A 6,766-nucleotide genomic window follows, 5' to 3' on the forward strand; every position below is an offset into this window, starting at 1 on the left:
ACTATCATAGCGTCCGGAAGGATTCTCATGAAGCGTGATTCCTTCCACATCAGCCAACAGCTCACGATACAGACCGCACAGATGCTTATGGTGCGCTATGTGCTCATCCACCACCGTCATTTGGCCGCAGCCGATACCCGCACAAATGTTACTCATCCTATAATTATAGCCTATACGCTCATGCTGGTAGTAGGGATAGGACTCACGGGCCTGGGTAGCATAGAACATTATCTCACGCTTGGACTCCTCGTCAGGGCAAATCAGGGCACCGCCACCGCTGGTGGTTATCATCTTGTTGCCATTGAAGGAAAGCACGCCGTATTTGCCAAAAGTTCCGAGGACTTGCCCGTCAAACTTACTTCCAAAGCCTTCGGCGGCATCCTCTATGACCGGAATATCATATTTATCTGCCACTGACATGATTTGGTCCATCTTGTAGGGCATCCCATACAAAGCCACCAGAACAATCGCTTTGGGTTTCCGTCCGGTCTTGCCGATACGGTCCCTGATAGCCTGCTCCAGAAGAACCGGGTCCATGTTCCAGGTATCAGCCTCAGAATCCACGAATACCGGAGTGGCACCGAGGTAGGTCACCGGATGGGAAGAGGCACAAAAGGTAAAGCTCTGTACTATCACTTCATCACCCTGACTAACTCCGCAAGCAAGCAGGGCCAGATGCACAGCGGCAGTACCAGCACTCAAGGCCACCACCTTTTTATTCTGTCCTACGAAGCGTTCCAAATCCTGCTCAAAGGCATTCACATTCGGACCGAGCGGAACCACCCAGTTCGTATCGAAGGCTTCTTGTATGAAACCCATCTCCTTGCCGCTCATGTGGGCGAGGCAAAGATATATTCTTTTATCCATAAATATATGTGATTATTCTAATGATTCGATTTCCTCACGTAATGAGGAATAAAAAGAAAAGAAAGGATTTTATAAATCCTTTCCAAGTACTGTATAAATAATGATTTTAATGTCATACCAAAAAGACCAATTATCCAAATATTCAATGTTTATCCGTACTTTATCCGGGAACAAGACCTCATCATTATACTTCTGAGGATCGTCCTGTTCAGCCAGCAATTCTTCCTCATTTCGATATTTCAGGCTGGCAGGGCCAGTTATTCCGGGCTTCAGCAAAAGCATCCTTCGGTCATCGCTCACCAATTTATCAGCATATCCCGGAACATCAGGACGAGGACCCACAAAACTCATATCGCCAACCAATACATTCCAAAGTTCAGGCAGCTCATCCAGTTTATACTTGCGGAGTTTTGCTCCCAACAGCGTGATGCGGCTCTCACCTGCCACAGACACAGAAGAACCGCCATGCCCCACCGTCATCGAACGGAACTTGTACATCGTGAACAAACGTCCATGCTGCCCCACCCTGCACTGAGTAAATATCACCGGACCGCCGGGCATTTTTATACGGATTAGTATGGCTACAACCAATAAGATTGGAGATAAAAAAAGCAGACCGAAGAACGAAGCTGTCCGGTCGAAAAGAGATTTTATAAACATGCAAGTTATATATAATAGTGTTTTCTGTTTCGCAATTGCAAAATTCTTTCTCTTAACCAATTTGCGATTACAGTTCTTCCTTCTTTCAAATTGATGAACATCCACACTCCCCACACAATAAAGGCCAATCTCTTCTTGCTTCTACGGAAAGATTTCAATTTATCTGACTGCTCATAATATCGCCGAAGTCCTTCTTGCTTTCTTTTTCCCTCTTCACTTAATAAGAATTTCTGAAAATCAACAAGATTACTTTTTTTTTGAAGAAGATAATTCTTCCTTACATAATAAAGGCTTGTCTTCTGAGACACTCGTTTACTGCATGATATTCCTGCACTATTTATTCTATATCGCAATTTGGGTTCACAAACATTACCAAGTCTTTTGCCATCTATGGCAATCCTTGTCAAAAACTCATAATCTTCACATGCAGGAAAATCACAATAAAAACCAGACTCTAGATATACACTTTTTCTCACCAACCAAGTAGGATGTGGAACTGCACTATTTGTTTTCAAATAGTTTTTTATGACGCCATCCAATGTAGGGTAACGCGTTATTGCTCCTTGGATTATGTTCCCATTTTCATCCATATCTCTCATATTGCAACCCACCAAGTCGAGGTCGTTTTCTATGAGATATGCCAATTGACACTCTAATCTATCCACCTCTGCAATATCATCAGCATCCATGCGTGCTATAAAAGTTCCCCTAGCCAAAGCAATAGCCCTATTCAGGCTTTCTGTTAAACCACAATTTTTTTCATTGACAGATAGTTTTATACGGCTATCCCCTGACATCCTATTCTGAATATACTCAATATGTTCCGCATTATCCGGATTATCTACGATAATAATAAATTCAATATCCCGATATGTTTGGTTAAGAATAGAATTTATTGATTGCTCTATATACTCTATAGGTTCCTTATAAGTACTCATCACGACACTTATCATTATCTAAATCCTCCCATTTAATACAATAAATACTATTTCACTTCTAAATTTGCATTTCTATCCGCATAAAGCCTACCCACTATTGAATCTACGAATGAAGCCGATAAGAATAAAACTATAAACTCATAATACACATCACCTTTGTACTCAAAAGCGGCAAATACAAAGAGTATAAGCAAGCACAAAAACTTGTCCTTTCTCTTTACACTTACAATAGAGTATAACGTCGTGACATAACTCAATATCCACCCCACAATTCCCCAAAACAGTATATTCCTTATGATTCCCGAATCTGTATTCTTATAATAAGAACCATCATAAACAAAATATCCGTCCCCAAAAAGAATCGTATTCCATTCCGGCATAAATACCATTTCATGCGTCCGTTCCAAAGAAGCATTACCGAAATTACCCGTAGTCAAAAAATTAAGTATCGGTTGTGACATCCAATCATACCATTCCGAAAAAATAGGTACATCTTGCAAACAGGATATACAAACAATAAATATATACACAAAGAAAGAGAACTTTACTAATTTGGCAATATCCATTTTACCCCACACAAAAGAAGCAACAACACTCGTAATTATTGTCAAGACAAGTCCCGATCGTCCATAAAACATATTTCCCAAAAAGCAGAGTATATAGCAAATAAGCAATATTTTCTTGTTTATTTGAAAATTTCTTTTACCCACATAAAACAAATACAAAAGAAAAATGCAACTTAATGTACAATGCAACGTTAAGCGATAGCCGGAAAAGCCTTGCCAACCTATCCTAAATGTATATCCAAATGATTCCGATAACATTTCAGAAGAAACAACCTCCTCAAATACACTAAACCAGAAAGTTTTCAAACTTGGTATGAAAACCAGCAGCAATGTACCAATTACATATATTGCATGTGTCAATGCGTAATAATACATAAAACATTCTATATTTGCTCTTTCTTTGTATTTCTTGACCAGCAGAGAAATAAGAAATATGTATACAACTAATTTCCGAAAAATAAAAGTTGCTATTTTTACATACGAAAAGTCACCAGTTCCATGAATAATCGGATATAGGAAACTAAAAAAAACAAGCATAATCGTGCATATAATAAGATTCGATTGCATCTTAGTAAGCCGATTAAACTGTTTATAGTTAAGCAATAAATATACAAATGGAATTCCATACATATACGCATACGATAATGCATCGGAAAATTTGAATATTACCGGATACATAAATGAACAAAATAAAAAAGCGATTACGATGGATGTCTTTTCCTTTTTCATATCTGCCATACTCCTATTTTGAATTCATATCAACCGACAACTAATTTTCTTTCAATAGTTTAAAAATTCTTTCAGAGTTCTTTTCATCCCAATATTTAAAGATGCAATCATGTTCTCTTAAAAAATCCTCCGAAGGTTTGAAGCCACGAACCGCCATTTTCTCTAACTCTTTTATCACCAAATCTGAAGAAGAGTAGGTGTTTCCGAATGCATTATGATGATAATCAAAGTACCCTTCGCCATATTGATATTTCCTATACTTTTCCTCATCAAATTGATAGAATATAATCGGCTTTTTCATATATATCATATCAAAGAAAACACTGGAATAATCTGTTATCATTATTGCTGAACTTTTCAACAGTTCTTGTATGTCATATTTCTCCCAAGAAGCTATCACAACAGAAGTTTTTAGTTGTTCAAAAGTTTTTATGTAATTCTGCATATTGCGGTGAGGATAGAAGATAACCTCTAGCTGACACTTATTAATCAGCCGCTCCAATTCCGGACTAACCAACAACTCTTCCCAACACCGCACATACTCAGAAGTCTCAAAATCATTATCCGTATTCTTATTCCGTTTCGATTTAAGATTAAACCAGTATCTCCATGTAGGCATTATTAAAATCCTATTAGAAATCACTTGAATCTTATGCAAGGCATCAAATCTTGGCATACCTGTTAAACAAATGCTATTTTCAGGATAACCAAACCTCGAGATGATATATTCAGTTTCCGGCAGTGTAGATGTTACAAATTTATCAATTTTAGAACAATCAGAATATAACCATTTTGGATTATTGACAGTCACACCATGCTGTAAAAAAATATTGCGCGTATGAAAATAATTATTTAACTCCATAAAAGAACAAATTGGCGCATTAGGTTTACCTCCTTTTTGTGAGCTAATATTATATTCACACAAAAAATAGGCTATCCAATGAAGCATACTTCCATATTCAACGACTTCTCCCAATTCTGCAACTTTCTTATAATCAACCGATTTCTTTTTAATGGCATATACACACTTCTGTTGTGGCTGATGCAAGCACATATATTTAAAGAAGTGATACCCATTATCTCTAGCCTCCTTTGGCTCCTCACATACCAGCCAAACAGTCTGAAATTTCTTTCTATAAAGAGGTTTGGCAATCCAAGCTATCACCATAGGGAAAAAAGATAAATAGTCCCTTAGCTTAACGTCCTGAATTTTATTGAACAAGTACTTAAAACCAATCATATTTTGTCAAATATTAATCATATCCTTTTAACTTCTAGCGAATTTTTGAAAAAACCATCCACGAACCTTATTGGGCAGCAAAAGTTGCACCATAAACCTTACGAAAACATTAACTAAAAAGACCTTGCTATTAATAATGCTATTATCAAGCATATACTTCTGCAATCGCACTTCACTTTTAAAATATCTCATGCCACCTCTTCTAGCATACATATCCTTTCCCACCCGCACGTTTACCAATATATTAGACAAGTTTGCAAACTTACATTCAGCCAAGAACATACGAATCCACAAGTAATAATCCTCATTCCAAAACCAGTCTTGATAATTTCCTGAATTCATAACACACGAGCGTAAAAATGCCACACTCATGTGATTAAACGGACAACGCCACTTTATCACATGAGCAATTTCTTCAGGTGTTTGAGGGACAACTCTATACCCTACCACATTGTCTTCCGTATCAATAAACTCTGAAATCTGACCACCCAAAACAGATATATCAGGATGCATTTCCATATAGCGTATCTGTTTCTCAAATCGATCAGGAACAGATATATCATCACTATCCATACGCATTACTATCTCAAAAGAGCATGCTAGTAACCCTTCATACAAAGCATTTCCCAATCCTTTGTTCTCCAACAAGCGTATCGGACGTATATAAGGAATTTCCTCCATCAGCATCTCAATGCAATTGTTAAGTTCAACAGATATAGGGCCATCTATAACCAATATGACTTCCGAAGGTTGTAAAGTTTGAAGCAACGTAACACTCTTTATAGCACAATATAAGAACTCTGGTTTGTCGTTTTTATAAACAGACATCAATACTGAAAATTTTTTATATTTATCTATTATTGCAGGCATACAAAACAAATTGTATCATAATTTTTCTATTGCACATTCTTGCATTTTGAAAATAGCATTTAGTTTATGTATCAATCTAATGCTATCCAATTTATAAAACAGAAAGCGTAAGCGATAAAGAACTTTGAAGGTAAAACGATATTTTGGATTGTATACTATATGCAAATCAACGTAAGCTTTACGAAAAGCAAAATATTTTTCTAAATAATCTTGAAAATTCGTCTCATGAAAAACACTCTTTGAACCATCACAAATATAAAAACCAGAACTAAGTAAATCATTACAATCAGAAAGTATTCCATAAATCAATGCCGCATTAACTTGCAATTTTTCAAAAGATGGAATAGTCTTCAAAATAGAAAAATCTATTACTTTTTTTCTTATATGAATAAAAGCATAGCCGCAAAGCTTCCCCGTATCTCGATAAAAGGCACCATAAAGTCTGTCTTTTAAAGACGATGAATTCAAAGAGCTAATAAAATTTTCTTTTGATGGATTTACTGGACGATATTTCTTCGGATATGCAGAAAGACTATCACAGACCACAGAATAAAGTTCTTCTTTATAATCTTCAGCATGAATAAGCCTTATTTCAAAGTTTCTCTCTCCTTGAAGCACTACATAACGACGCTTACTCTTTAATTTGGAAATATCAAAAGGGGTGTCTTTTATTACATAATACCAGTCCCCCCCTCAACCCATCATAATTAGTTGTATATCTGCATATTACAGCTTTTAAACCATAACTATTCCATATCAATCCATTATTTAAACAAGAAAGATTCGGTATCTCATGAGGTTCACAATTAGGAATCAACATATGTTGATAATAAGAAAAACTATCGTAAGCACTCAATTTAGGGCATCCCCCTTCGAAAGGGCACTTTTCAGTGCCC

At 36.6% G+C, this 6,766-nt stretch carries 7 protein-coding genes; all 7 read right to left on the reverse strand.

All coding sequences use genetic code 11. The features are described from left to right. The coding region (locus DW039_RS18550; protein WP_120382228.1) for a DegT/DnrJ/EryC1/StrS aminotransferase family protein at window positions 1-867 on the reverse strand (867 nt) is incomplete at its 3' end. 69 nt (window positions 868-936) lie between these two features. Next, on the reverse strand, window positions 937-1,527 hold the full coding sequence (locus tag DW039_RS18555; protein WP_120382221.1) for a sugar transferase: 591 nt from the start codon (window positions 1,525-1,527) through the stop codon (window positions 937-939). Between the two features lie 5 nt (window positions 1,528-1,532). After that, the gene (locus DW039_RS18560) at window positions 1,533-2,465 is read right to left on the reverse strand and encodes a glycosyltransferase (protein ID WP_165853121.1); all 933 of its coding nucleotides are present in this window, start codon (window positions 2,463-2,465) and stop codon (window positions 1,533-1,535) included. Window positions 2,466-2,512: 47 nt separating this feature from the next. Then, window positions 2,513-3,769 (reverse strand): hypothetical protein, encoded by a 1,257-nt coding sequence (locus DW039_RS18565; protein WP_133302544.1) that lies wholly within the window; start codon window positions 3,767-3,769, stop codon window positions 2,513-2,515. Between the two features lie 31 nt (window positions 3,770-3,800). Further along, entirely contained in the window at window positions 3,801-5,000 is a 1,200-nt protein-coding gene (locus tag DW039_RS18570; protein WP_120382224.1) for a CDP-glycerol glycerophosphotransferase family protein, read from the reverse strand. A gap of 27 nt (window positions 5,001-5,027) precedes the next feature. Further along, a complete protein-coding gene (locus DW039_RS18575; protein WP_120382225.1) occupies window positions 5,028-5,870 on the reverse strand; it encodes a glycosyltransferase in 843 nt (280 codons plus the stop codon). Window positions 5,871-5,885: 15 nt separating this feature from the next. Continuing rightward, window positions 5,886-6,488, reverse strand: a complete 603-nt coding sequence (locus tag DW039_RS18580) for a hypothetical protein (protein WP_120382226.1) — start codon at window positions 6,486-6,488, stop codon at window positions 5,886-5,888. Between the last annotated feature and the right edge of the window lie 278 nt (window positions 6,489-6,766).

Origin of the sequence: Bacteroides sp. AF39-16AC (assembly GCF_003602735.1) — a bacterium.
Classification (GTDB): domain Bacteria; phylum Bacteroidota; class Bacteroidia; order Bacteroidales; family Bacteroidaceae; genus Bacteroides; species Bacteroides uniformis.

Excerpts from the sequence above, each read along its gene's own strand:
- DW039_RS18555 (WP_120382221.1), bottom strand. The coding sequence starts at position 1,527 with ATGTTTATAAAATCTCTTTTCGACCGGACAGCTTCGTTCTTCGGTCTG.
- DW039_RS18560 (WP_165853121.1), bottom strand. The coding sequence starts at position 2,465 with ATGAGTACTTATAAGGAACCTATAGAGTATATAGAGCAATCAATAAAT.
- DW039_RS18565 (WP_133302544.1), bottom strand. The coding sequence starts at position 3,769 with ATGGCAGATATGAAAAAGGAAAAGACATCCATCGTAATCGCTTTTTTA.
- DW039_RS18570 (WP_120382224.1), bottom strand. The coding sequence starts at position 5,000 with ATGATTGGTTTTAAGTACTTGTTCAATAAAATTCAGGACGTTAAGCTA.
- DW039_RS18575 (WP_120382225.1), bottom strand. The coding sequence starts at position 5,870 with ATGCCTGCAATAATAGATAAATATAAAAAATTTTCAGTATTGATGTCT.